This window comes from Sulfurimonas gotlandica GD1 (genome assembly GCF_000242915.1).
In the GTDB taxonomy this organism is placed as follows: Bacteria; Campylobacterota; Campylobacteria; order Campylobacterales; family Sulfurimonadaceae; genus Sulfurimonas; species Sulfurimonas gotlandica.
In genome coordinates this window covers 1,514,807-1,540,935 of sequence record NZ_AFRZ01000001.1, presented here as the reverse complement: position 1 = coordinate 1,540,935, position 26,129 = coordinate 1,514,807, and the positions used below count along the sequence as shown (strand labels likewise).

Here is a 26,129-nt window from a genome sequence, read left to right as displayed (position 1 = left end):
AAATTGATTAACGTTTAGAGAACTGACGAGAACGACGAGCTTTACGCTTACCTGGCTTCTTACGTTCAACAACACGTGAATCACGAGTCATCATACCTTCTGGCTTTAGTATAGCTTTTAACTCTGGGTTAAAAGCAACTAGTGCACGAGAAATACCATGACGAAGAGCATCAGCTTGACCACCGAAACCACCACCTAAAGTGTTAGCAACGATATCAACTGAAGTATCTTGTTTAGTTAAAGCAAGTGGTTGCTTAACACGAAGTTTTTTAGCTTCAAGTCCACCTAACCATGCGTCTAAAGAAAGACCATTGATTGTAATGTTACCTGTACCTGGTGTTAACCACACTTTTGCTATTGAAGCTTTACGACGACCTGTTGCGTATATTTTTGCCATATGTCAATCCTTACTTAGCAAGTTGTGCAGTGTGAGGATGCTCAGCACCTGCATAAATTTTTAATTTTTTAATCATTTTAGCACCAAGCTTAGTTTTAGGAAGCATACCACGAGTAGCTAATTTGTATAGTTTCTCTGGATTTTTCGCTAAAAGCTCAGTCATTTTAGTACTCTTTGTACTACCAAAGTATCCTGAGTAAGAAAAATATTCTTTGTTAGCTATTTTACCAAGACCGTTAAATTTAGCCTTAGAAGCGTTGATGATAACTACGTAGTCACCACAGTCAATGTTCGGTGTCCAACAAGTCTTATTCTTACCACGAAGTATAGTAGCTACTTCTGTAATCATACGACCAAATGTCTTACCTTCTGCATCAATCAAAATCCATTTTTGATCGATTTGTTCTGAAGTTGCAATTTTTGTAAATTTCATATCAAGAACCTTTCGTTTTAATTTAGTGACGGAAGTATAACCGCATAAACTTATAAATAGCTTAATTTATGGTTCTTTTAAGGTTTATATTTTAGCTTTTTTTCTTGCTTCTCTACTCTTTTTACTCTCACTCCATTTCTCTTGTTTGTTTTCTTCTTGTTTAAGTTTTCTCTCTTTCTTTTTTTCTTGGCTCTGAGTCCATCTTTCGTATCTGTTTTCTGTTTTATCTTCTTTTCTAGTTTCTCTTACTTCTCTCTTTTTATCTTTTCTTGCTTCTCTAGCTTTACGAGCTTCTCTAGATTCAGATTTTTTTTCTGCTTTTATTTCTTTTTTAAGTTCTATTTTTTTACTCTTTTGTGTACTTGAGATTTCTTTTATCTCATTTGCATTTGCCCATACTAAACTTAGTAAAAGAACTGCTACTATTTTTTTCATCTTTACCTCTCTTTTTAAATTTACGAAATAAGTTTTATGATCATCACTGAACCAAAACCAAACAAAATCACAGCAGATGCTATGCTGATCCAGTGTGATACCCTGCGAGATATTTTATGCTTAGTCCTATGTACCAGATAAGGCATTAATGTTATCCATAGTAAAATTGCACTAAGCATTCCAAGTAGTGCTATATAAGGGTTTAACTCTTTGCCTGCTATATAACCTGACACACTTAGCCAAAAACCTATAGTGTATGGATTTATAGCTGTTAATATAAAACCTTTTGCATAGAGTTTTACACAACTACTCTCTTTTACTTCTTCTTTTGGTGCACCAATCTTTGTATCTCTATTTTTAAAAATAGCGTATGCAAGATATATTAAAAAAGCTCCACCAAAAAGTGAAAGTGAGTTTAAAATATATGGCTGATTAAAAAAAGCTATCAGTCCAAATATGATTAAAAACAGATACATAATGTCAGAGCTCATCGCTCCAAGTCCTATCATAACACCATTTTTGTATTTTTTAACAGCCTCATTCATAATAAGAATATTTATAGGTCCCAACGGCACAGCCGCGCCAAGACCTAATAAAAAGCCTTCTGTAAATGATAAAATCAATCTACTAACATCTCTAACATCTTATATTTATTTAATCCTCTTCATATTCTATAAAATCATCTTTAGTCGTTCCACAATCAGGACAAACCCAATCATCAGGAATGTCTTCAAATGCAGTTCCAGGTGCTATATCACCATCTGGGTCACCAACTACAGGATCATAAATCCAGTCACATACTTCACATATATATTTCTTGGCCATGATATTTCCTTTGTTTGTAATTCCTATATGGTATCTAAACTTTAGTAATCTTTACAGAGTCTTCAAGCATATAGGCTATATAGCCTTTTACCTCTGCTCCTGTTATCTCTTTGATAGCTTTTACGTAGTAGTTTACTTGTTGTACATGCTTATCAGAATAACTCATAGAACTCTTATAATCAATCACAACCCATGAGCCGTCATCTTGTTTTACAAGTAAATCAATATAACGTAGATTATCTTTATATCGTAGTGCTTTTTCTTTGTAACGCTCTCCAGATGCTAGAGATATAAACTCCGTATTTTCTAGGACTCTTACAACTCTTCGTTCTATGTCTTCTATCTCAGAATTTTGTAAAGAGTAGCCATATTTATTTATCATCATATATTTTGCGTTTTGAACACTTTTAATAGAAAAATCACCAAGCATCTCAAGCATATAGTGAAGAGCCAAACCAAAGTTTATGGCTTTTAAATCTTCGTCACTGCTATCTTCAAGTTTTAAAATATCACTTTGCGTTCCATAGTATAAATCTTTGTAGTTTAATTCTTTAGAAGGAGCTACTGCCTTTATCTGTGCATTTGTATTTTTACAGATAAGCTCTCCACTACTCTTTGGCTCAAGGTTTAACATATCAAAAGTTGAATCTTTAGGTTTTAGAATTACGAACAAGTTTTCTCTTGCTCTTGTAAAGGCTACATAAAGTGCATTTAATGAATCTTCTTTTGCTAAATATTTCTCTTTTGCAAGCGCCTCTTCATACTCAGCATCTATAGCATCTCGACCTTTTATACGAAGATATACATCCTCTAGCTTAATTCCGTCATATTCATAAATGATGGCATCTCTTGCAGGAGGAGCTTTTTTAAGTCTGTCCATAACTATGACATGCTCATATTCCAGACCTTTTGACTTGTGGATAGTTAAAACCCTAACACCGTTAAGATCAGATGCAGCACCACTTGCATCTAGCCTTTCATACTCAAACAAAAGTGCTTCTATATCTTCATACTTTCCTACAACATCTAAAAAACGTATAAGATGAAAGTCATCACTAAATAGTCTATACTCAGCTATGGAATTTTTAATAACTCTTAGTAGCTTTGTCTTAGTCAAATTAACTCTTGATATATCTCTTACTTCTTGATTGATAAGAGCGAAAAAATTGTGTTTATATATCTCTTGGCCAAAATATAGATACTTCAAGTATTCCAAAACAGCCTTAACACTCTTTTGGTTTATAAGTTTTGTAGTCGTCTCTGTAACAACTTCAATATTTTCCTCTTGTAGCATCTGCTTGATAACTTCACCATCACCGTTTGTCGCACAAAGGATTGCTACTTCATTGATATCTGCACCAAGCTGTAGCAGTCTTTTTACTTGGCTGATACTCTCTTCTAGTATCTCTTCACTACTGATGACTTCAACATATCCTGCATCTGCTTCTTCTCTTACGTGTTGTGGTGCGTAGTTGTTTATCTTGTCTATAAAAGTTCTGTTTACAAACTCTATGACCTCTCTTTGAGAGCGATAGTTTGTGAGAAGTGCTTCGACCTCAGTATTGCATTCCTCTTTTACAGCTCCAAAAAGAGCACTGACCCCACCTCTAAACCTATAAATAGACTGCTTAACATCTCCAACGAAGAAAAAACTTCCATCTTCACTAACACCGCTACCTGATAGTATTTCATCTATTAGCGGTTTTAAAATCTCATACTGTAAGATGCTCGTATCTTGAAACTCATCAAGGAGTATATGCTCTATAGCCGAGTCAAGTCTAAAGTATAAAAACTCACTGTCTATTCGCTCTTTTAAGATGTGGTATACCAAAACTGTTACATCGTTAAAACTAAGTTCACTATCTTCTGTGTATAGTGCTTTTTTTGCTTTTTGGTAGATGCCGGTTAATTCACTCAAAGCATAAAAAAAGTTTTGTTCTTTTGCTCTGTTTTGGTTTTTAACCGCATCTTGGATTCGAGTAAGTAGAGAGTTCATATCTGGAGTAAAACACTTTGAAAAAGTTCTATAGTCTAAACTCTCTCTTCCTATCCAACTCTTGAGAGCAAGTTCTTCAAAGTCATCAGCTTCTACAGCTTTTTTAACCGTTGCAGATGCACCCTCGCATCTATTTATGATATCACGTAGGTAACCTAGATTCTCCATAGCTTCTTGCTCAAAATGTAGAAACTCTTGTTTTTCAAACTTTAGATGCGAGAGCTCCTGATGCTTTATGTAAAACTCATCAAGTAGAGTAAAGATATCACCAAGTCTCTTTTTTGACTGAAGTGAAAGAGTGATAAGAGTATTTTTTTTACCAGCTACACTTACTTCTTTTAAAAAGCGTGAAAGCAGTTTCAACTCGTGCTGAGAACTCATAGTAGTAAAGTCTGGCATCAGAGATGCGTAAAGTGAAAACTTACGAAGTATCTGAGCAAAGAACTTATCAATAGTCATTATTTTAGAGTTTGAATTTAAAAACTCATCTAAGATTCTTTTTCTCTCATGTAGCAAAAACTCACGAGAAAAGCCTGTAACTTTAACTATCTCATCAAGCTCACCACGATGCTCCAACTCTTCTAGTGTAAGAACAATTCTCTCTTGCATCTCAAAAGCTGCTTTGTTTGTAAAGGTAAGGGCCAAGATTTTATTAGGAGTTGCACCCTTAAACAAAAGAGATAGATAACGCACAACAAGCATAAATGTCTTACCACTTCCCGCACTCGCTTCGTAGGCTAGATTGTTTTTAAACATTACCCTCTCCCACACATAATCTTATACTCACAAAAGAGGCAGTTCTTAGCATCTTCCGTCTTTTCAAAGTTTACATCTTCTATCATCAACAAGTCTTTTATATTTGACTGTAGTATTTCGAGTTTCTCTTCTAAAAAAGATTCAGGAACTATTTTAGAATCTTTCAAGTCGTAGTACCCACATGCACTTACTTTTCCTAACGTAGATGCTAACAGATAATAAAACTCCAACTGGAAGTCTGTAGCGTCCGGGAATGTCTTTGCAGTGTAGAGAGGGTATGAACCTGTTTTATAGTCAAGTACAAACATATCTCCATCTTTGACATCGACTCTATCTATAACACCACTTAGTTGCATACCAGCAAAGTCACAACTCAGACTTTTTTCACACTCTTTTACTTGCCAACCATCTGCAAAACGTTCTACCTCTTTTTCACAAAATGTATCTAGTCTTCTCTTTTGCATCTCTATAAGATATTTGTCTAGCTCACTAGCACCACAAACATCATCGAGTTCATTGTTGAGATCTCTTTTTAAGTCATCTACAGATAAGTAAGAGTTTCTCTTAGTGTATAGCTCTTTTAGTGCTTCATGAACAGCTGTTCCAACTTCGTACTCTGCAGGCATATCTTTTGGAATCTCATGAGAGTTTATATGTTCTATATATTTATGATAATACTTTCTCTTACATGTCAAAAATGTTTTTAGTTTTGTGGCTGATAGTTTTACATCTTTGAAACTATACTCCATTGCTATCTTTTTTTCTTCTTTTAAAGCAGGCGCAGACTTATCAAAAAGTACCCCAGCATAATCTAACTCTTCATGCTCATTTTTAGCCTTGATACCTAGATGCTTTAAAAACCTCGAAGCACTGCTCTGCTGGGATTCTACAAAAGAGATTGCCACTTCTTTAGAAGAGTTTATCAGCATCTCATAGTAGTGCTTTTGTAGGTTTTCTCTATCGCTCATAGTCGGTAGATTTGCCATTTCTCTTATGTTTGTATTTAAAAACATATCTTTGTCACTTCGTCTTGGAACATTGCCATCATTAAAATCAACTATAACTACAGCATCAAAATCAATAGCACGAGTCTCAAGCACTCCCATAACTGTAACCTTACCACCTCTGACATCATCAATAGTCGCAGATGCAAGACGTTGTAGGAAAAGAGATATAAGAGATTTCACACTCATCTCTTTCATACTTAGCAGTATGTTTTTTAGAGTATATACTTGTTCATTAAATATTTTTTTTTCTACTTTTGTAACTTCACTTTTTTCTAAAAAACTATACAAATATTTTATAATGTCAACTTCTTCTACTTTTTTGTAGTAGATGCTATAAAGCTCTTTATATATCTCATCACCGACTCTCTCCAGTCTTGCACTGTTTTCTTGTGAAAGTTGTTCTATTGCTTTACACGAAGAGTTTAATTTCTCATATATATTAGTTTTTGAGTATGGCTCACCCATAGCAAAGTTGAAGTTTGACTTGTTATCAAAGGTCTTAAGGAGTGTAGCAAACTTTTCATCGGGAAGTATTACAGCTATTCTCTCAGGCTTATATCCACTCTCTATGTAATCATAGACTTTTTTCTTCACAAACGCCACTTGAAGCATTGTCTCACTAAATGACTCACAACTAATGTTTGTGTTTTTATCCCTGCTCTCTTTTACTAATACTTCTTTAGTGTTTAAAGAGATTTTATACCTGTAACCTGATTCAAGCTCAAAGCCCAATAGCTCTGCAAACTTACTCTGCATCTTGGTGTTGAATTTGGAAGTCTCAAAGATGATATTAACACTGCAAAACTCACTACACTTTTCTAAAAGTTCAAACTCAAAGTTTGTCAGATGCCCAACTGCATAAAGGTCAATATCTTTATGCGAAGATGCATACTCCTTATTAAATGTATAAAGCTTTGGCAAAAATATCTTATCGAGGATTTTTCTTTCACTACAAAGTGTCTCATATCTTCTATACAACTCCTGAAGTATTGTTATATGCTCTTCGTACTCAGCATATATATCTGAAGTATCTAAATCATTAATATCATATAACTCGTGCGCTAACTCTTCAAAAAATTTAAATATATATGATGAATTTTTAGTAAAAGTAAAAAAGTTTCTCTGGATTTGCAAAGAAGAAAATGAGTTAAAATCAGAAGCCTCAAGAAGAAGTAAAACTCTACTGTCTTCATCTATCATTTTAAAATCTTCAACTATGCAGAGTTTAGAAATAAACTCACTCATAGTTATATGATTTGGCAAGAATAGAGTCGAGTGCTCTATTTTGAGTTGCTCATGCCTAATAGCACGCGCTGATGGAAGTATTATTGTAGTTTCATTCATGCGTGTATTATTGCATAATTTGGATTAGTATTCGTAAGCGCCTTTTGCTCTTGTATCAGCTTTTACATTGTAGAATCTTTGAACATCTCCAACATTAACTTTAGCCATAATATCCCATCTGCCTTCAACTGGTAACTTAATTGCAGGAAATGTATATACGCCATTTTCATAATTTGAAGATTTTAAAGTCTGATCATGCTTGTGGTTATTTGGTCTTGTAACTACAACTTCTATCTTAGCATTCGCAACAGCTTGTGAGTTTAAATCACTAACCTTATATTTTACAACACTACTATCTAAACTTAGACCATCTGTTACATATTCAATTTTATATTTTTTATCAAATGCTATACGAGCTTCAATGAGTTCATTAGCTTTTGCATCTGCTTCATGATAACCCATCATATATGTATCACTCTTCTCAACCGGAAGCGTAGATGTAATTATAACGGTAGCCACACAAGCACCAAAAACTAATACTATCGATGTACCAATTGCGTATGGCCAAATCAAGCCTTTATTTTTCTTCAAGTCTCTGCCTTCTTGCATATAATCTTCTTTTTGTATAAAGGAATATACCATAAACAATGAAACCGTAAAATAACACTTTCACAGCCAAGATACTGTTTTGATTAGCACTTCCTACAGCGTTTTCTAAAACGACGCCTTTAGAATTCGCTATCTGTTCTGCTATATCTGCATAACCGTTAAACATAGATGCTGAGTACTTACCTAAGACTTCACCTTTCTTTGCTTTACCTGCAAGAAGAGGTAAGATAGTTCCACCACTTGTCATGTCACTAAAATCAAAATTTAGAAGAGCTATAACAAATGCTTGAACAGGTGAAGATATTGGGCTAAGTATCTGTTTCTTGTCAAAATACTCATATAAAGAAGTTGGATAAGCAAGTATATCTACTTTTGAATCCATTTCAGAAAAAGTAAGAAGTATAGTCGGTGTAGAAAAGTTCTTCAATAACTCTTGTTCATACTGAACTATATTAGTGCCATGCGGTAATTCTTTAAGCATAACAAGTCTTACAGCGATTCCTGTTTTTTCATAAAGCTCTGATCCAAGTTTATTTACTTCAGCATTAAATGCCGGATTAAATATTACTTCGTCTTTATATAAATATTCTGCAGTTAGTGACGTTTGAAAAAATATTGTGAGGACGAGGGCATAAAGCCCTCTACTTAGAAATTTCAAAAAAATTCCTAACCTATGTATAGATGATTTGGTGTAAGTACAGCAAACGCAGTATAAATAGCCGAAATAATTAGGCCAATTGTAATTAATTTATCCATAATTTACTCCCTTACTTTACATCAACAATATGATCGGCTCTTGAAGAACCGAACATTTTTATTGTATTTTCATTTTTAACTTCGTAATAATTAGCAGCATTAGCATTCTGCACACCAAGACCAAGCACTGTTAGAGTAACAAGGATAGTTAGCAATAATACTGTTGCAATTAACATACCAGTTATACCGTCAAGAGCAAATACGCTTCTATTTTCATTCATACCTGACTCCTTATTTACTTAAGCTAGTGATGTATGCACCAACAGCTTCTTTTTGCTTAGCATTTAATCTATCAAATGCTGGCATTTTACCGATAACACCTTTTTTACCATGGTTAAGAACGTTAGTAACAAGTGCTGGAGTAAATGTAGCGATACTTGGTGCTACGTATTCCATACCCTTACCATCTTCACCGTGACAAGCTGCACAAGTTCCAACAAATATGTCAGCGCCAGCGCCAGTCATACCATTTGCAACATAAGCAGAAACTGCATCGATCTCAGCATCAGTAATTAAAGCGCCTGTGTTACCATTGAAAAGACCATTACGATCAGGCATTGGCATTTCAGAACCTAGTAAATGATTATTCGAACCATTTTCTACAGCAAATTTAACTACCTTAGCTTCAATTCTTTTATTAAGATTTGCAGCTTTACCATCAATACCATCAGCCTTAAGACCGTGACAGATTTTACACTCTGCAATAAATACTGACTCACCCATTTCAACTAATCTGTCACCAGTAATAGAACCATACTGTGTTTCAAATTTAGCATTATGTGCTGCCGTATCTTCATTATACTCACCGATTTGTGAATATGAATTTACAGGATAACCAGCTATCATATACCACATACCCCAAACAATAAGTAAAAAGAACATAATTGCCCAACCCATAGGCAACTCATTTAAATACTCACCAATGCCATCCCACTGCTCATCAGCAAGCTGACCATCAGCAGTATCAGTTTGCATTTGACGAACATACTTGATAACTACAAAAACTGTAATTATTACAAGTGCAACCGCCCCTGTAACTGCAAGCATATTGACGATATCACCATTTAAACCACCCTCAGAACCAGCTATAGACAAGTAAGTCAATAGTAGCATTAAAGCAGCAAAGATAATTCCCCCAAGATAAAGCTTATTCATATATCTCTCCTATTTCTCTTTATCATCTGATTTAGACAGTACCGGAGTATCATCTATATCATCGTGTAGTGCCATATTGCTATACTTCTCATAGTCAATACCATCAGCATCTTTTCTTTTAGTGTACAGATGGTAAATATAACCATAGAGTCCAACTACCAGTAAAAGTACTAGCGTAAAATAACCATAAGCCTGTAATTGTGCAATATCCACTATAATCCTTTACTATTTAAGACAGTTTAAATATGCAATTAAAGCAACTATTTCAGGTATTTTACCATTAGCTACTGCATCTTTAACATCTTGATCTTTCATGTCTGCTGCAATTACTTTTGCTTCAGCTAAAGCTAAAGCATTTGCTTCTGCAACACTAGAACCCATTTTAACAACCGCAGTAGACCCATCTTTCATAGGAACTGGTTTGTTATAAGGAACTGAAAAGAACTGTGCTATTGTTAATTGTTCTGCAAAAGCAGTGTCAATATCAGCAGCATTAGTAAACATCCAACGGTATGCAGGCATAATAGAACCTGGAACAACACCAGCTGGATCTTTCATATGATTCTCGTGCCAGTCAGTAGTACGGTAGTTACCTACACGCATTAAATCTGGACCAGTTCTTTTTGAACCCCATAGGAATGGACGATCATATGCATACTCACCACTTAAAGAGTAGTGACCGTAACGGTCAGTTTCTGATTTAAATGGACGAACAAGTTGTGAATGACATGCATTACAGCTGTTCTTAATGTAAACGTGACGACCTGCTAACTCTAAAGTAGAGTATGGAGTAGTACCGATTACTGGACGAGATGCTTGAGCAAAGTTTGGAAGAATTTCAACTAAACCCGCAAACGAAATCACTAAAAACACACCTACCGCAAAAAAGAACGGATGTTTTTCTAACCAATGAAACATATTAAATCCTTTCTATTATGCGCCCATAGGCGTAGCATTTTGTAGCTCAGACTCTTCAACAGGGCGAGCAGACATAGTTTTATAAATGTTATAAGCAAACATCAAGAAACCAACTAAGTATAATAATCCACCGACACCACGAATAGTGTAGTAAGGATGTAAAACAGTAACTGTATCAATGAATGAGTAAGCTAAGTTACCAAATTCATCGTGAGCACGCCACATCATACCTTGAGTAATTCCACCGATCCACATAGAAGTAAAGTATAAAACGATACCTAAAGTTTGAATCCAGAATTGTGTAGCCATTAAAGACTTAGAATATATCTCACGCTTGAATACACGAGGAGCCATATGGAAAAGTGCAGCCATAATCATAAAGCCAACCCAACCAAGTGTACCATCATGAACGTGACCAACAATCCAGTCAGTAAAGTGTGCAATAGCATTAACAGATTTAATTGCTTGAATAGGACCTTCTAATGTTGAGAACATATAGAATGTTGAACCAAGAACCATAAACTTAATCAATGGAGAAGCTGCAACTTGCTGCCACTCACCCTTCATTGTAAGAAGCATATTAATCGCTGAACCCCATGAAGGAAGAATCAGAATTACTGAGAATATTGAACCCATAGTCTGCATCCAATCTGGAACAGTTGAGTATAATAAGTGGTGACCACCAGCCCATAGATATACGAACATTAATCCCCAAAAAGAAAGTAATGATAACTTATATGAATAGATTGCTTGACCAGACTCTTTTGGTAAAAAGTAATAAATCATAGCAACAATAGGAACAGTAAAACCAAATGCAACTGCATTGTGACCATACCACCACTCAACTAGTGCATCATTTGTACCAGCATACATAGATACTGAATGATACCATGCACCATGTCCACTTGTTCCATCAGCAGCAGCACCTAAAATTGTAGGTATCTCCATGTTGTTGAAAAGATAAAGCATTGCTATACCTAAGAAAGTAGCAATATAGTACCAAATTGAAATATAAAGTGATTTTTCACGGCGAATACCAATAAGACCGAATACACCCATACCCCATATTACCCATACGATAACGATAGCGATATCGATTGGCCACTCAAATTCAGCATACTCTTTTGAAGTTGTTACACCAGCAAACAGTGAAACAACAACAGCTGCAACACCTACTAAATATAACCAAAAGTGTAATTTACCTAAAACCATCAACAGTTTTGACTCTGCCATTGATACTTTTAGAACACGCTGACCAACATAATACCAAGTAGAAAAAATACCACTTAGTGTAAAACCAAATATTATTGCATCTGTATGCAATGGACGAAGACGACTAAAGTTAGTGTATTCAGCTAAACCTTCACCTAGAACTGTATTTAGTCCTGGATAAGCAAGTTGAAAAGCTAGAATTACACCGATGAGCATACCAACAATTCCTAAAATAATTGTTGTGAACATGAACATCTTTGCAACCGTATAGTCGTACTCTAATGGACGATTCTCCATATATAGCCTCCTTAAAGATTCAAAGCAATTAAGACTAATTAAATAAAATTAAATAATTAGACTAATTAACAGTGCTACTATAGCCATAGAAAAGTTTAAAGTATCTTAAAAAGTGACTATTTCGTGACAAATTCGTTTTTTTATTAGTTTTTTGTTTACTTTTGTAATTTTATATAACTTTAAGAAAGTGTTTTAGAAAGATGTATTGTTTTGTGTACTAATAGATGCCAAGAGGCATCTATATTATCTTTTGATTAGAGATAGAAACTCTGAGAAAATATATTTACTCTCTTTTGGCCCAGGACTAGCCTCTGGATGGTGTTGAACTGAGAAGATTGGTGAATCATTATATCTTAAACCTTCTATAGTATTATCGAAAAGATTAGTGTGTGTAACTTCTGCGATTTCTACAATATTATCAGGTACATTATAATTATGATTCTGAGCTGTAATTTCAACTAAACCTGTTTTTATATTCTTTACAGGGTGATTTCCACCGTGATGACCGAACTTAAGCTTAAACGTGTCATAACCGTGAGAGATTGAAAGCAGTTGATGACCTAAACAGATACCAAACATAGGAATTTTAGCAACTATTAGTTTTTTGATTTGTTCTTGCTCTTTTTTTAAAACAAGAGGATCACCTGGACCATTTGATAAGAAGACACCATCAATTGATTTATCGTTATATTTAGCAATTAAGTCATCTGCACTAAAGTCATTTGGTATAACTTCAACACCAATGCCTGCACTAACTATTTCATTTAAAATATTACGCTTAACACCAAAATCTATTACTGCTATATTTGCTTTTGCAGTTGGAGCTGCTTCATATTCAAATTCACGATAAGAGTAAGTTGAAGTTTCATGTTTATAGGCTTTTTTTGTACTTACCTGCTCTATGTAGTTGACATCTTCAATACGAGGAGAGTTTTCTAAAATTTTCTTTAGTTCATCTTTATCGCTGATACTTGTAGAAGCTACCATCATCATAGCACCTTCGTTTCTAATCATCTTTGTTAAGAATCTCGTATCAATGTCGCATATACCCATAATGTTATGCTTAATTAAAAAAGCGTTTAATGATTCCTCTGCTCTAAAGTTAGAATACCTTGCTTGATATTTTCTAACTATCATGCCTTTAGCGTGTGCTTTTGAGCTCTCCATATCTTGATCATTTACACCAACGTTACCAATCTCTGGCATTGTAAACGTAACGAACTGACCTGCATAAGATGGATCAGACATAATCTCTTGGTAACCACTCATAGATGTATTAAAAACTATTTCACCGACTACTGTATCATCAGCACCAAAACTATTTGCTTCTAAAAAGGTTCCATTTTCAAGATAAACATATACTTTTTTTGACACTTCACTCATTTGCATTTACTCCATACCTCTTTTTATTAACTCTTCTCTATAAATTTTTTCATATAAAATTTCAAACTCGTCAGTTCCCGGAATATATCTCTTTTTATATGATCTTATCTTATTCATAACTGCTTCGTCTAGCTCAGAAGCATCTGCTATAAAAGATGTTATTGCACCGTAGATAATATTTTTAATTCTATTTTCTGTAACTTCAAAATGAATCAGATCTTCTTCATAAAGTTCATCTAAAATTTTATGAGAAATATCTGAGTATCTCTCTTCATAGTTTAGTATTACACCAAATTCAGGAGCAAGTTTTTTCTTTATCATAAAGAAAAGCTGTCTCTCATCAGCAAGCATAAACTCTATCTCTTCTTCATTATCATCACAGATTTCACCAGCTTTATCTTCTAGTGCCATCTCTTGTTTCACATTGTGAATAAGTATTTTTTCAGCCTCATGTGCGACAGCTTCTAGCCCTTTTGTCATCGTAACAACACCACTCTTATTTAAATCAATTGCGATTTTATTAGATATATGAGGTACAGCTTTTAGTGATATTTTCATCGATAGACCCTAGTTGTTAAAATAATTTATGCATTTTACAGTAATTATGATTAGAGTTTGATTATGCCTTGTATCAATTAGCTAAAAGTAGTGTCAGCTCAGATGCTTTTTTTGGATCCATTTTTGTCAATATTTTTCCAACTGTTTTTGGTTTAAGAGAACTCAATATAGACGCGGCTTCTTTAGGATCCATATCAGAGAGAATATTGGCAGCAGATGCATCTTTCATTTTAGCAAATGTTTGAGCAATTTTATCCATCTTTATGCTTTTTGTTTCTTTTAAGACTTCTTCATTTCTGTTAAGCATTTTTTTGATTGAGTCTTCTTTTGTAGTAATCTCATTTAGCTTTTTGTCTACTACTTCTTCTTTTTGACTTAGCCTAGTTTCTTTCTTTTTTAACAATTCTTCTGTGGCAGTTTTTAAAGCACTTAGAGCTTGTTTTTGTTCATCTATTCGTTCTAGTTCAACTAAAAGCTCGCTCTTTCTCTCTTTAAATATCTCAGTACATTCAAAAAGCTTATCACTAGTTTGAAGTGCCATAAGAGATGTAAAAGTAAAAATAACTAATATAAATAGTCTCAAATATTTCCCTTGTAAGCGTGAGTCATTAGAGCAACTTCGTCTAAGTCTTTCATCTCTTTTAGTTTTATCTTTTTTATCTCTTTTTCAATCTCTTGAAGTTCTAAATGCTTAAACTTTTCATGCTCAATCATATCAAGTTTTAGTTTTTCTTTTGCTTGATTTACCTGATTTTTAGCAAATCCCACCCATTCTTTGTTGTGATCTATCATACCGCGTCCAGATGAGAGAAGAGTTCTGTTTGCTATAAACTCTTTCATATTGCCGCTTTGTGGAGGTGTTATATCTTGGATTGATTGGTATGCTATTTCTAGTGCCATGGCGGCACTATTAAGGTCTGCATTGGCTTTTTGAACGATTCGCTCACTCTTATCCATTGTACTTTTTTTAAGTTTAACCAATGAACTAAAGCGAGTTTTCACAGCTGTTTCCTTATAAAATTATTGTGTCATCTCTCTCAGGAGAAGTAGAAATAATTCCTACTTTTGTTTTTGAAATTTCTTCAATAATTTTAACATAATCTTGTGCAGATGCAGGAAGCTCATCAAAAGTTCTAGCTCCTACAGAGTTATCCCAACCTTTGAAAGTTTTATAAATTGGTGTAACATCTTCTAAGTTTGATGGAAGGTAATCTATTTCTTTTCCGTCAAGCTCATATGCGATACAAACTTTAACTTCATCAAAACCGTCAAGTACATCTAGCTTCATTAGAGCTAGTTCATCACAACCGTTTAAACGACTTGCATATCTAGTTGCTACCGCATCAAACCAGCCACATCTTCTAGCACGACCAGTTGTTGTTCCAAACTCATGACCTTGCTTACCTAGTCTTTTACCAGCTTCACCTAAGTCTTCACTTGGGAATGGCCCGTTACCAACACGAGTACAGTAAGCTTTAACAATTCCTATAACTTTACCAATATCTTTAGGGTTAATTCCAAGACCTGTACAAGCACCAGCACTAACAGTTGCAGATGAAGTAACATATGGATATGTCCCATGATCTATATCTAGCATAGTTCCCTGAGCACCCTCTAATAGGATTCTTTTATCTGCGTCTAAAGCATTCCATACCATCTGAGTAGTATCAGTGATAAATGGAGCAAGTTTAGCTTTGTAACTTTCTAATTCTGCAAGAAGTTCAGACTCAGTTGGAGTCGGAATTTCATATATATCAAAAATAGCTCTATTTTGCTCAAAGTACTCTATGATAGATGCACAAAGTTTTGCAGGATTTAAAAGTTCACCAACTCTAAAACCTGTACGATTTATTTTATCAGAATAAGCAGGCCCGATTCCTTTACCTGTTGTACCGATAGCTTTATCGCCCTTTAATCTCTCTTTTGCTTGATCTATCAGAGCGTGGTAAGGTAGATTTAAGTGTGCTTTATCTGAGATATAAAGACGACCTTCTAGCCCTTCGAACTGAACCATTTCTTTGATGATTGACTCTGGCGATAAAACAACACCATTGCCAACAACATTTATAGCTTGAGGGTTTAGTACACCTGAAGGAATTAGGTGAAGTGCAAATTTAACACCATCAACCCAGATAGTATGACCGGCATTATGACCACCTTGGCTTCTACAAACCATGTCATACTCTTTAGCTAGTCTGTCAACTATTTTACCTTTTCCTTCGTCACCCCACTGAATACCGACAATTAAATCTGCTTTCATAAATCTTCCTCTTTCTTTCTAATATTTATTTAGTTAATGTTTCACAAAGTGCATCTGTATAAATTGCAAATCCAACTGAAGTCAGATCTTCATTTTTATATCTTCCACCTCTAGCGTACACTTCATTTTTATCTATTACTCTGAAATACAACTCATCATAGTAAAGCATTTTTGCATAGTACATAGGTGCTAAGACCGTATTGTCGTATGCTGTCTCAACACTCAATTCTTTCATTTTAAGTAATTCAATCTTTATAGATTCTGGGACAATCTCTAATAATTCATCAATCTGTTCAACATACTGAAGATATATAAGCTTTTCAAACCACTCAACTTTTAGATTTAAAAATTTCTCAATATTTATATGTCTAAAATCATCAAGAGTCAACTCATCAAACATCCCTACTAGAATCTTAGGAATTTTTATGTTTGATATTTGAACTAAAGGTTTTACATCCAATTTACTCAAAATTTCATTTGCAATATTCATAACAGACGATAGTTTTTTCTCACCCATAAACTCAGCACCTATTTGGTTCTGCTCTGTTGTAGGGTAAGTAAAAACCGGTTGTATGTAAAACCACTTTCTGTGTTGTGTATTTCTGCCAAGTCTTTTCTCGATGATACGAACAACATCTATTGTTGAGTCTGCACGAATAGAAATAGAGTTATTTTTTGCATCATTTACTTTTATCAACTTTTTTTCATCTGCAATACTTAGATGCTGATGATAAGAAAATAGTGGAGTAACTATTTCTTCAAACCCATTAGCATCTAATATATCACTTGCAATATTCTCTATATCTCGCTTAGCTTTGGCACTTTTACCGAAGTAAAGTTTAGAACCATTTGGAATTTCGTGCTCAAGTATCATCTATAGTCTCTTTATTTTTGAAATAGTATTTCATTAAATACTTTGTTAGCCGTTCCATCATATTCTCTACGGCCAAGCTTAGAAAGAGTTAGCTCAACTGCATTTACAACCCAAGCCATCTCATAAACTGGGATAAGTCCCATCTGATTTATACGGAAAATTTTTCCATTTAAGTGATCTTGTCCACCAGCTACATTAACTGAAAATTCAACTTTTAAAAGTTTTCTAATCTCGGACGCATTCTCATCATCAATTGTTGTCATTGATTTAGCAGGAGTACTCGGATAAACATGTAATCCAATCGCTTCAAGTGAAGCTTGTACAGCTGTAGCTCTAAGTTCAGTGTCACTGTAAAGTTTCTCTACTCCACCATCATTTTCTATAGTCTCTAGAACTTCTAAAAGACCGATTATGAGTGTAGTTGCCGCCGTATAAGCAGTTGTGTTTTTTTTCTGATTTTTTATCTCAGATGCAAGGTTAAAATAGTAACCTTTCCCAGCTCCAATCTTAGTAATTGCAGCAGTACTTAGTCCAAGAATTGAAAGACCAGGAGGAAGCATAAGCGCTTTTTGACTCCCTGCAATAAGACAATCGATGTTAGTAACGTCAATCTTCTCAACACCAACAGCAGTAATACCATCGGCAATAATCATAATATCAGGGTTTATCTCTTTCACTGCTTTAGCTAATTCTTCAACTGGATGACGAAGTCCACCGGCTGATTCACTTATCTGAACTGCAATAGCATCAATGTTACTATTTTCTTTTACAGCCTCTACAATTGCTTCAATACTTACTGGTATATCCCACTCATTTTTTATTTCTACGTTTTTTAGTCCATTAGCAACTGCTATTTTTCCAAATCTCTCTCCGAATTTTCCAGAGTTTACATTTAAAAGTGTGTTATGGCAGAGGTTGATTACCGCTGCTTCCATTGCACCAGTTCCACTAGATGCAAGCATAATCACTTCATCAGTATTGAAAAGATTAAAAAGATGCTTTCTTGTTTTTTCAAAAATTGCTTCAAATTCTGGGGTACGGTGATGCATTGTCTCATCACTCATTGCATTTCGAACATTCTGAGGTACTGGTGTTGGTCCAGGCGTAAAAAGTAGCATGTAAAAATTCCTACGAGATTATATTTATAATTTAAAACCTCGTATTGTATCGAAATAACTTAAATTTTGGATTATTTAGGCATCCGCGCAGTAATATTAGCTAGTGTTTTAAAAATATTTTCTTCTTGAAATGGCTTAACCATATAGCCATTAGCACCTTTTTTTATCATCTTTAAAACATTTGCTTTTGCACCCTCTGTTGTAGCCATTACTATACGAGTTTTATTCCAATCTTTATTCGCTCGAACTGCTTCTACAACTTCTTCTCCAGTCATATTTGGCATATTCCAATCTAGTAGCATGATATCTACTTTCTCTTTTTTCATCTGCGCCATAGCTTCTAATCCATCTTCTGCTTCAAACAGATTCAGTTCATTCCATTCTGGTGCTTTAAAATAGCGACGTACTGTATTTGATAAAACACGCCTTACTATTTTACTGTCATCTACAATCAATACATTCATATCTTCTCTTTAATATGCTAAAATTTCGTTCGAATAAGTCTATCATAGTAAAATAAAATTTTTCTTTATAAAGGTGTTTTGTGACAATATTTGATTCGATAATTCTAGGTGTAATAGAGGGCTTTACGGAGTTCTTACCAATCTCATCTACAGGGCATCTGATTGTTGCCAGTGAGTTCTTAGGGATAAACCAGACAAGTGTAACAAAAGCTTACGAAGTCATCATTCAATTCGCTGCAATTCTAGCTGTTATTTTCAACTACAAAGATAAATTCACTATCAAAAAAATAGATTTATGGAGTAAAGTTTTTCTAGCTTTTCTTCCTATTGGTGTAGTTGGTTTTATATTTTCTTCACAAATAAAAGCACTCTTTTCAATTGAGATTGTAGCTATCATGTTTATCATTGGCGGTGTGATATTTTTAATTGTTGAGAAATTTTTTATACCAAATGAGACAAAGTTGATTAATGATGTCGAAGAAGTAACTTTAAAACAATCTCTCATTATTGGTTTTGCTCAAATATTTGCACTTATTCCTGGAACAAGTAGAGCAGGTTCGACAATCATTGGTGCATTACTAGTTGGACTGAGCAGAAAAGCCAGTGCAGAGTTTAGCTTCCTACTCGCTTTTCCTGTTATGAGCGCTGTTACTGCTTATGATTTATTAAAACATTATCATGAATTTAGCGATGCAAACTTGATGACTTTAGCAGTTGGTTTTGTAGTCTCATTTTTTGTTGCATATTTGACTATAAAACTCTTTTTGGTATTTTTGGAAAAATTCACTTTTGTTGCTTTTGGCATCTATAGAATAATCTTTGGTGTATTACTTCTAATTCTATTTAATTAAAAAGGAATAGTATTTGCTTTGTCTCCTTTGACATTGTTAAAGGAGGTATTATGCAAACAATAAGCAGATACAACGACCACTTACATAGTTTTATGGAAAGACTGGAAATTTCTTTTTATATTCTAAGTCAAAAAATATTATAAACAACGTTACAGACGAGTCTAAATTAATAAATGATCAACGGATGAATCATCGATTTATGACCTTAGAAATATCCAAGGATGGATTTTAAATACTTTGAAGAATTTTCTTCGCTAAGCTCAGTGCTTTCGCTCTATGAGACAACTTCTTCTTAATCTCATCATTTAACTCTCCCAATGTTTTATCATATCCAAGTGGAATAAACATAGGGTCATACCCAAATCCACCATCACCAATTGCTTTAGCTAAGGCAGTTCCATGCATCCATCCATGAACACTATATTCACCGTTCTTTGTAACTATTGCTATTGCTGCAGTATAGTGAGCAGGCGAAGATTCTACATTTTCAGCTTTTATATCTTCTATTAACTTATATAAATTGTCTTTATCATTAGCATCTGAACCTGCATGTCGTGCACTATAGATACCAGGCTTACCATCAAGTACATCAACACTTATACCACTATCATCTGCTAAAACAATTACATCTTCATTATTTAAAGCTTTATAAACAGCTCTTGCTTTTATAAGAGCGTTTTCTTTAAAACTGCTACCATCTTCTACTATTTCAAACTCTTGAATTAGTTCACTATATGGAATAACTTCATAATCTTCACATAGTGCTTGTATCTCTCGAACTTTGCCTTTATTAGATGTAGCTAAAACTAATTTCAAATTTTATTCCTTATAGTGTATGTAATAATAATTTATATATAATCTCGAAATTATACTCAAATTATTAAGGCAATTCATGTTTAAAAAAGTTTTCCCTCTCTCAGCTATCCTTTCACTTAGATTCTTAGGTCTATTTTTAGTTTTACCTGTTATCTCTATCTATGCGGCTTCTATGACAGACAACCTTCTTTTAGTTGGTATTATTGTTGGTGGTTATGCACTTACACAAGCTATTTTCCAAGTACCATTTGGAATAATGAGTGACAGAATAGGAAGAAAACCAACTATTCTTATCGGTCTTATTATTTTCTTAATAGGTTCTTTAATTGCGGCATTTGCAACTGATATCTATACACTAATGATAGGACGTTTCCTTCAGGGTGCTGGAGCAATTGGTTCAGTTGTTACTGCTATGATTTCTGATCTAGTAGAAGAAGAAGTTAGAGGTAAAGCGATGGCAATCATGGGTGCGACTATTGCCATAAGTTTTGCTATTGCAATGGGTCTTGGGCCAGTAATAGGTGCTTCTTATGGTGTTGACACTCTTTTCATTATAACAGGAGTTCTTGCGATACTTGCAATGATACTGCTGTTTACAAAAGTCCCTACTCCCCCAAGAATCAAACACACTTATCACGAAAATGCAAAAACTTCTGATATTTTAAAAGATTCAAATCTTTTAAACATGATAATTATCAATGCAATGCAAAAAGGTCTTATGACCGTTGCTTTTGTTCTAATCCCGATTATCTTGACAAGTGATGCATTTGCTTGGGAGAAGAGTGATCTTTATATGGCTTATCTTCCAGCTATGATACTTGGACTTATTGCTATGGGGCCTGCTGCAGTATTTGGAGAAAAGCATAACAAACCTAAACAGATATTTTTAATATCTATCGTTCTTTTTATTGGCTCATTTCTGCTTATGGGGCTTACTGTGTCTAGCACTCTCTTTATTGTTGGTGTGTCGATGTTCTTTATCGCATTTAATATGATGGAGCCACTTGTACAGTCCATGATAACAAAGTTTGCTAAAGTTCACCAGAAAGGTGCTGCACTTGGTATTTCTAACTCTGTAGCATATTTTGCTACATTTATTGGTGGTACACTTGCTGGTCTTATGCTTGATATTAGTGACAGAGGAACTATCGGCATCTCTGTCGCAGTCCTTGCGACTATCTGGCTATTATGGACGCTTAAATTACAAAATCCTACTAAGCACTCACATTTATTTCTTTCACAAGATCTTGTAGACACGGCCAAACTAAGCGAACTTGAGCATGAACATATTGCTGAGTGGTATGTAAACGAAACAGAAAACTTAGTTGTAGTAAAATATGTAGCAGATGCAATAAATGAAAACGACTTAAAAGCTAAAATCTCTTTATAAGATTTTAGCTTTCCCTTCTTCCTCTTTTTTTTAAATATATTTACATTATTTTTACACTTTATTTTTATATTTTTCTACACAAGGATGGAGAATATGAATGACTTATATATTGAATATCTATTAAGTTATGAGGAGATCGGTACTCAAAAAGAGAAAAAGATTGAAATAGGCTTTTTAGATAAATTTGGGGAAGGCAAAACAGGCGAAGACGAGATTATACAAAATCTCATCTTTACATGTGAAGAGGGAATTGACTACAGAAAAGTATAATACTATTTCTGAGGAGTAACGTACATATTAAAGTAGCGTCCTTCGAACTTAGGTGGTTTTTCCATTATACCAAGATCTTCAACCATTGGCCAGACTCTTAGTAGAACTTCTTTACCTGCTTCTGGATGTGCCATTTCACGACCTCTTAAGAATACACGAAATTTTACATGAAATCCTTTTTCCAAGAACTCGCGAGCATGCTTAACTTTATAAGCAATGTCATTTTCAGCAATTTTTACAGATAGCTTAATCTCTTTTACAACGATTTTTACCTGATTTTTTCTTTGCTCTTTGAGTTTTTTCTCTTCTTGGTATCTGTATTTACCGTAGTCCATGATTTTAGCAACTGGTGGTTTTGCAGTTGGAGCAATTAGAACTAAGTCCATTCCTAACTCATTTGCTTTACTCATAGCTTCATCAGTAGAAATAATTCCTAGTGACTCCCCTCCGTCTATACTACATCTTAACTCTGCTACACGGATATCGTCATTCATTATGACACGGTCTTTTTTACTCAAAAATTTACCTCATTTATTTTAGTTTGTATAAGCTTCAAGAATTCATCTTCGCTTAAATTATATTGTTCTCTAGTTCTTCTGTCACGAATTGCAACAGTCCTACCTTCAACCTCTTCATCACCTATGATAACAAGCATAGGAACTCTTGTCTTTTCTGCTGTTCTGATTCTTTTATTTAAAGAATCATTCTTAGAGTATATTTCACTATCGGCATTTATGTCGATAAGTTTATCAGCTAATTCCTTCGCATAACCGTGATGTGTATCAGCGATTGGAACGATGGCAACTTGCGTTGGAGCGATAAACATTGGAAACTCTCCAGCATAATGCTCCGTTAATATACCAATAAAACGCTCAAACGAACCTAAAATTGCTCTATGAATCATAACTGGTTGTATTTTCTCGTTATTTTCACCATTATATTCAAGCTCAAAACGCTCTGGAAGATTAAAATCAAGTTGAATTGTTCCACATTGCCACTCACGACCAATGGCATCGGTTATCTTAATATCAATCTTCGGTCCGTAAAATGCACCACCACCTTCATCGATTTCATATGGCAAATTATTTTTGTCCATTGCATTTTTAAGTGCCTGTGTAGAAACTTCCCATACCTCATCACTTCCAACAGCTTTTTCAGGTTTAGTAGAAACCATCATCTTATAATCAAACTCAAATGTTGACATGATCTTATCTACAAAATCAACAACTTCAATAATTTGCTCTTCTATTTGTTCTGATGTACAGAATATGTGGGCATCATCTTGTGTAAACTCACGAACACGGAAAAGTCCATGAAGTGCACCAGTAAATTCGTGACGGTGAACTACTCCATACTCAAAATATTTAATAGGAAGATCACGGTAAGAACGTAATTCATCTTCATATACTTTAATATGACCAACACAGTTCATTGGTTTTACACCGAACTCTATGTCATCAATCTTAGTGAAATACATGTTTTCACCATAGTTTTGGTAGTGACCAGACGTCTTCCAAAGATCTGAACGTAGCATCTCTGGACCACGAACAGGCTCATAACCACGTTTACGGTGAGCTTTATAAAGTAAGCTTTCAAGTCTTGCGCGAAGTCTACCACCGGCTGGAAGCCAGATAGGAAAACCCGCACCAACTTCTTCACGGAAAGTGAAAAGGTTCATCTCATTACCGATTTTTCTATGGTCACGTTTTTCAGCTTCTGCAAGCATCGTCATATGTGCACTTAAAGACTCTTTATCTGCGAAGGCTATACCATATATACGAGTTAGCACTTCATTTTTAGAATCTCCACCAAGATATGCACCGGCAATCTTTAGCAGTTTAAAGTATCTGATAAGACCAATATTTGGTAAGTGAGGTCCACGACAAAGATCTTCAAACTCACCTTGCTTATAGATGGTTACTCTATCTCCTGGTATTCTTTCCATTACTGAAAGTTTCAGATGATCATCTTTAAACTTTTCTTTTGCTTCATCCATAGAGATCTCGTATTTTTCAATCTCATATTTTTTCTTAGCAAAGGAAAGCATCTGCTTCTCAATATTTTTTAAATCACCTTCACCCACTTCTGATTCAGTTTTAAAATCGTAGTAAAAACCTTCTTTAACTGTTGGTCCTACATAAAACTTTGCATCTGGGTAAAGTGACTTTACAGCCTGCGCCATTAAGTGAGCTGTTGAGTGACGAAGAACTTCTAAAGAGTCGCTAGAGTTATCTAGATGAATCTGTTCACCTTCAAACCCAAGCTCTTTAGCAGTTTGTAAATCAATAATCTCGCCATTATGTTTTATTGCAATTGCATTCACTTATAATTTTCCTTTTTTATAATTCAGTTTTTAAAACAGCACCGCTTGAAGCGTTTGAAACTAGTAACTGATATCTTTTAAGCCATTTCGATTTAACTTCATTTTTATGAGGTTTCCATGCAGCTTTTCTCTCAGCCAAAATCTCTTCACTTACATTTAATTGTAGTAAATGCTTGTCTGTATCTAGTTCTATCTCATCTCCGTCTTCGATTAAAGCGATCATACCACCTTCTGCAGCTTCTGGAGAAACGTGACCTATTGATGCACCCTTTGTTGCACCACTAAAGCGACCATCGGTTATAAGTGCAACACTTGAACCAAGACCCATTCCTTGGATAAGAGCAGTCGGAGCTAGCATCTCTTGCATACCAGGACCACCTTTTGGACCCTCGTAACGAATAACTACAACATCACCGGCTTTAACTTTGTGACTCATTATCCCAGCAATAGCTTTTGGTTGAGAGTCAAAACAAATCGCAGTTCCTTTGAACTGTCTCATTGTCGGATCGATTCCTGCAGTTTTTACAACAGCACCTTCTAAAGCAAGGTTTCCAAAAAGAATTGAAAGTCCACCAACTTGAGAGTAAGCATTTTCATTTGTATGAATTACATCTTCATTTAAAATCTTAGCATCTGCTATTCTCTCACCAAGGGTTTCACCGGTCACTGTAGGATTATCAAGATAAAGAAGTCCACCTCTACGGCTTACCTCTTTCATTACTGCGTTAACGCCACCAGCCTTATCAATATCATCCATATGAACAGTTGTTAATGATGGGGAGATTTTAGCAATGTGTGCTACGTTGTCAGCGATTTCATTGATTTTCTCTATTGGGAAATCAACTTCAGCTTCTTTAGCGATAGCTAACATGTGAAGAACTGTATTTGAACTTCCACCCATTGCCATATCTACAACAAATGCATTATGAACAGCTTTTTCATTTAAAATATTACGAAGATTATTTTTTGCTGGATTATCTTCTATTGCCAACTCAACTATACGTTTTGCAGCTTTTTTAACCATAGCAATTCTCTCAGGAGTCATAGCTAAAACAGTTCCGTTTCCTGGAAGTGCAATACCCATAGCTTCACAAAGAGTATTCATAGAGTTAGCTGTAAACATTCCTGAACAACTTCCACCACTTGGACAAGCATTGCACTCAATGTCATAAAGCTCTTCATCACTCATTTTACCTTCAGCATGTTGCCCAACAGCTTCAAACGCAGTTGCAAGGTCAATAGGAGTACCATCTTTTTTATGTCCAGCTGCCATCGGCCCACCTGAAACAAAAATGGTAGGAACATTAACACGAAGTGCTCCTATAATCATACCCGGAACGATTTTGTCACAGTTAGGAATACAAATCATTGCATCTAGCTGATGAGCATTCATAACAGTTTCTATAGAGTCTGCAATAATCTCACGTGAGGGAAGAGAATAAAGCATACCTTCGTGACCCATTGCGATGCCGTCATCAACACCAATAGTATTGAAAACAAATGGTACACCACCAGCTTCACGTATAGCCTCTTTTACAATTTCTCCATATTCATGTAGGAAAAAGTGTCCTGGAATAATGTCTATATAACTGTTTGCTATTCCAATGAACGGTTTGTCGAAATCTTCATCTTTAAGACCAGTTGCTCTTAGTAGTGATCTGTGAGGTGCTTTGTCAAAACCCTTTTTTATAATGTCACTTCTCATAATAATCCTTCTGTCTAGTTGTTAGTTTAATGATACT

General features: G+C 34.8%; 29 protein-coding genes. 3 read left to right on the top strand and 26 right to left on the bottom strand.

The window, feature by feature from the left end; translation table 11 throughout:
• Positions 1-7 precede the first annotated feature (7 nt).
• The 22 genes from rpsI to SMGD1_RS07515 form a co-directional block, all read right to left on the bottom strand.
• Entirely contained in the window at positions 8-397 is a 390-nt protein-coding gene (gene rpsI / locus SMGD1_RS07620; RefSeq protein ID WP_008335493.1) for a 30S ribosomal protein S9, read from the bottom strand.
• Positions 398-407: 10 nt separating this feature from the next.
• Positions 408-830 carry a 50S ribosomal protein L13 gene (gene rplM / locus SMGD1_RS07615; protein ID WP_008335412.1) on the bottom strand — a complete coding sequence of 141 codons (423 nt, stop codon included), beginning with the start codon at positions 828-830 and terminating at the stop codon, positions 408-410.
• An 84-nt stretch (positions 831-914) separates the two neighbouring features.
• Positions 915-1,265, bottom strand: a complete 351-nt coding sequence (locus SMGD1_RS07610; protein ID WP_008335701.1) for a hypothetical protein — start codon at positions 1,263-1,265, stop codon at positions 915-917.
• 20 nt (positions 1,266-1,285) lie between these two features.
• On the bottom strand, positions 1,286-1,888 hold the full coding sequence (locus SMGD1_RS07605; RefSeq protein WP_008335392.1) for a LysE family transporter: 603 nt from the start codon (positions 1,886-1,888) through the stop codon (positions 1,286-1,288).
• 31 nt (positions 1,889-1,919) lie between these two features.
• Complete coding sequence (gene rd, locus SMGD1_RS07600) at positions 1,920-2,090, bottom strand: rubredoxin (RefSeq protein ID WP_008335617.1); 171 nt, start codon at positions 2,088-2,090, stop codon at positions 1,920-1,922.
• Positions 2,091-2,124: 34 nt separating this feature from the next.
• Positions 2,125-4,842: a RecB-like helicase gene (locus SMGD1_RS07595; RefSeq protein WP_008335648.1), complete on the bottom strand. Its 2,718-nt coding sequence runs from the start codon at positions 4,840-4,842 to the stop codon at positions 2,125-2,127.
• Positions 4,842-7,193 carry a PD-(D/E)XK nuclease family protein gene (locus tag SMGD1_RS07590; protein ID WP_008336011.1) on the bottom strand — a complete coding sequence of 784 codons (2,352 nt, stop codon included), beginning with the start codon at positions 7,191-7,193 and terminating at the stop codon, positions 4,842-4,844. Before SMGD1_RS07590 ends, SMGD1_RS07595 begins: the two co-directional genes overlap by 1 nt.
• Before the next feature lie 24 nt (positions 7,194-7,217).
• On the bottom strand, positions 7,218-7,742 hold the full coding sequence (locus SMGD1_RS07585; RefSeq protein WP_008336319.1) for a FixH family protein: 525 nt from the start codon (positions 7,740-7,742) through the stop codon (positions 7,218-7,220).
• A complete protein-coding gene (locus SMGD1_RS07580; protein ID WP_008336002.1) occupies positions 7,711-8,400 on the bottom strand; it encodes a hypothetical protein in 690 nt (229 codons plus the stop codon). Before SMGD1_RS07580 ends, SMGD1_RS07585 begins: the two co-directional genes overlap by 32 nt.
• Positions 8,401-8,509: 109 nt before the next feature.
• Positions 8,510-8,719: a DUF4006 family protein gene (locus tag SMGD1_RS07575; protein ID WP_008336097.1), complete on the bottom strand. Its 210-nt coding sequence runs from the start codon at positions 8,717-8,719 to the stop codon at positions 8,510-8,512.
• A 10-nt stretch (positions 8,720-8,729) separates the two neighbouring features.
• On the bottom strand, positions 8,730-9,653 hold the full coding sequence (locus tag SMGD1_RS07570; protein ID WP_008336241.1) for a c-type cytochrome: 924 nt from the start codon (positions 9,651-9,653) through the stop codon (positions 8,730-8,732).
• Between the two features lie 9 nt (positions 9,654-9,662).
• Complete coding sequence (locus SMGD1_RS07565; RefSeq protein ID WP_008335127.1) at positions 9,663-9,866, bottom strand: cytochrome c oxidase, cbb3-type, CcoQ subunit; 204 nt, start codon at positions 9,864-9,866, stop codon at positions 9,663-9,665.
• Positions 9,867-9,878: 12 nt separating this feature from the next.
• The gene (gene ccoO / locus SMGD1_RS07560; RefSeq protein WP_008336455.1) at positions 9,879-10,571 is read right to left on the bottom strand and encodes a cytochrome-c oxidase, cbb3-type subunit II; all 693 of its coding nucleotides are present in this window, start codon (positions 10,569-10,571) and stop codon (positions 9,879-9,881) included.
• A gap of 15 nt (positions 10,572-10,586) precedes the next feature.
• Positions 10,587-12,080, bottom strand: coding sequence for a cytochrome-c oxidase, cbb3-type subunit I (gene ccoN, locus SMGD1_RS07555; protein WP_008335693.1), 1,494 nt, complete (start codon positions 12,078-12,080; stop codon positions 10,587-10,589).
• Between the two features lie 243 nt (positions 12,081-12,323).
• Positions 12,324-13,463 carry a glutamine-hydrolyzing carbamoyl-phosphate synthase small subunit gene (gene carA / locus SMGD1_RS07550; protein ID WP_008341061.1) on the bottom strand — a complete coding sequence of 380 codons (1,140 nt, stop codon included), beginning with the start codon at positions 13,461-13,463 and terminating at the stop codon, positions 12,324-12,326.
• Positions 13,464-13,469: 6 nt separating this feature from the next.
• Positions 13,470-14,021 carry a DUF507 family protein gene (locus SMGD1_RS07545; RefSeq protein ID WP_008341060.1) on the bottom strand — a complete coding sequence of 184 codons (552 nt, stop codon included), beginning with the start codon at positions 14,019-14,021 and terminating at the stop codon, positions 13,470-13,472.
• A gap of 73 nt (positions 14,022-14,094) precedes the next feature.
• A complete protein-coding gene (locus SMGD1_RS07540) occupies positions 14,095-14,604 on the bottom strand; it encodes a MotE family protein (protein ID WP_008336516.1) in 510 nt (169 codons plus the stop codon).
• The gene (locus SMGD1_RS07535) at positions 14,601-15,023 is read right to left on the bottom strand and encodes a flagellar export protein FliJ (protein ID WP_008341059.1); all 423 of its coding nucleotides are present in this window, start codon (positions 15,021-15,023) and stop codon (positions 14,601-14,603) included. Before SMGD1_RS07535 ends, SMGD1_RS07540 begins: the two co-directional genes overlap by 4 nt.
• Positions 15,024-15,033: 10 nt before the next feature.
• Positions 15,034-16,281: an adenylosuccinate synthase gene (locus tag SMGD1_RS07530; protein ID WP_008336339.1), complete on the bottom strand. Its 1,248-nt coding sequence runs from the start codon at positions 16,279-16,281 to the stop codon at positions 15,034-15,036.
• A 25-nt stretch (positions 16,282-16,306) separates the two neighbouring features.
• Positions 16,307-17,155: an ATP phosphoribosyltransferase regulatory subunit gene (locus tag SMGD1_RS07525; protein ID WP_008336173.1), complete on the bottom strand. Its 849-nt coding sequence runs from the start codon at positions 17,153-17,155 to the stop codon at positions 16,307-16,309.
• 11 nt (positions 17,156-17,166) lie between these two features.
• Complete coding sequence (locus SMGD1_RS07520; protein WP_008336258.1) at positions 17,167-18,273, bottom strand: pyridoxal-phosphate-dependent aminotransferase family protein; 1,107 nt, start codon at positions 18,271-18,273, stop codon at positions 17,167-17,169.
• A 71-nt stretch (positions 18,274-18,344) separates the two neighbouring features.
• Positions 18,345-18,737: a response regulator gene (locus SMGD1_RS07515; RefSeq protein WP_008334972.1), complete on the bottom strand. Its 393-nt coding sequence runs from the start codon at positions 18,735-18,737 to the stop codon at positions 18,345-18,347.
• Between the two features lie 80 nt (positions 18,738-18,817).
• Between SMGD1_RS07515 and SMGD1_RS07510 the strand changes: the two genes are divergently transcribed.
• On the top strand, positions 18,818-19,588 hold the full coding sequence (locus tag SMGD1_RS07510) for an undecaprenyl-diphosphate phosphatase (protein WP_008336363.1): 771 nt from the start codon (positions 18,818-18,820) through the stop codon (positions 19,586-19,588).
• 228 nt (positions 19,589-19,816) lie between these two features.
• Here the strand turns inward: SMGD1_RS07510 and rdgB are convergent, their stop codons facing one another.
• Complete coding sequence (gene rdgB / locus SMGD1_RS07505) at positions 19,817-20,404, bottom strand: RdgB/HAM1 family non-canonical purine NTP pyrophosphatase (RefSeq protein ID WP_008335108.1); 588 nt, start codon at positions 20,402-20,404, stop codon at positions 19,817-19,819.
• 76 nt (positions 20,405-20,480) lie between these two features.
• On the opposite strand from rdgB, the gene SMGD1_RS07500 reads away from it, so the two are divergent.
• Both SMGD1_RS07500 and SMGD1_RS14740 read left to right on the top strand, forming a co-directional pair.
• Entirely contained in the window at positions 20,481-21,794 is a 1,314-nt protein-coding gene (locus SMGD1_RS07500; protein WP_008336317.1) for an MFS transporter, read from the top strand.
• A 93-nt stretch (positions 21,795-21,887) separates the two neighbouring features.
• On the top strand, positions 21,888-22,064 hold the full coding sequence (locus SMGD1_RS14740; protein WP_008335484.1) for a hypothetical protein: 177 nt from the start codon (positions 21,888-21,890) through the stop codon (positions 22,062-22,064).
• A gap of 2 nt (positions 22,065-22,066) precedes the next feature.
• On the opposite strand, the gene infC is transcribed toward SMGD1_RS14740, so the two are convergent.
• The 3 genes from infC to ilvD are packed head-to-tail and all read right to left on the bottom strand — an operon-like array spanning position 22,067 to position 26,092.
• A complete protein-coding gene (gene infC / locus SMGD1_RS07495) occupies positions 22,067-22,558 on the bottom strand; it encodes a translation initiation factor IF-3 (protein WP_008336558.1) in 492 nt (163 codons plus the stop codon).
• Between the two features lie 20 nt (positions 22,559-22,578).
• Complete coding sequence (gene thrS, locus SMGD1_RS07490) at positions 22,579-24,387, bottom strand: threonine--tRNA ligase (RefSeq protein WP_008335509.1); 1,809 nt, start codon at positions 24,385-24,387, stop codon at positions 22,579-22,581.
• A gap of 16 nt (positions 24,388-24,403) precedes the next feature.
• Positions 24,404-26,092, bottom strand: coding sequence for a dihydroxy-acid dehydratase (gene ilvD, locus SMGD1_RS07485; protein ID WP_008336520.1), 1,689 nt, complete (start codon positions 26,090-26,092; stop codon positions 24,404-24,406).
• Positions 26,093-26,129: the final 37 nt, after the last annotated feature.